The sequence below is a fragment of the Dietzia sp. HMSC21D01 genome (assembly GCF_001815995.1).
Lineage (GTDB): Bacteria > Actinomycetota > Actinomycetes > Mycobacteriales > Mycobacteriaceae > Dietzia > Dietzia cinnamea.
Genome location: NZ_KV823737.1, coordinates 13432 through 14003 on the forward strand (window position 1 = coordinate 13432; position 572 = coordinate 14003).

The window sequence follows — 572 nt, forward strand, 5'->3', positions numbered from 1 at the left end:
CGCCGGCGGCGCGGGCGCGTGATCATCTGGCGGCGGCGTGTCAGCTGACGTGTTGGCATGCCGAGCGACTGGTCACCGCGGGGGTGCAGATCCACACCCGCCTGTCCCGCCTTGGTTCGGTGGTGGCCCGAGGGGTGATGCCCGAGGAGTTGGCGATCGATATCGCGTGCCGCCTGGCCGAGGTGCCCGATGCGATCGTGGCCGATGTGGAGGACGAGCTCCTAGCCCGGTTCACCGGCGATCTCGAGGGTGGGGATCGGCCGAGCCGGTCGGCGGTGGATGCGGCGATCGATGAGGCGGTGGAGCGGTGCGATCCGGCCGGGGCGCAGGAGGCGGCCGAGGCGGCCGCGCAGACCCGCCGGGTCCGGTTCCGCGGTGGGCGTGACGGGATGGCCACGATGTGGGCCAAGCTCACCGCCGCTGATGCGGAGTTGTTGCGCCGGCGGATCGAGACCGACGCCGCGGTGGCGGCCGCGGACGGGCTGGACCGGCCGATCGACCAGTTGCGCGCGGACGCCCTGGCCGCGCTGGCGGTCTACCCGCCCGACACCACCGCCGCCGATACCGCCACC

The 572-nt window shown here is 74.0% G+C and carries 1 protein-coding gene; it reads left to right on the forward strand.

All coding sequences use genetic code 11. The features are described 5' to 3' along the window. Window positions 1-572: DUF222 domain-containing protein (locus tag HMPREF3086_RS02970; RefSeq protein ID WP_141763964.1), on the forward strand; the 572-nt coding region annotated here is incomplete at both ends.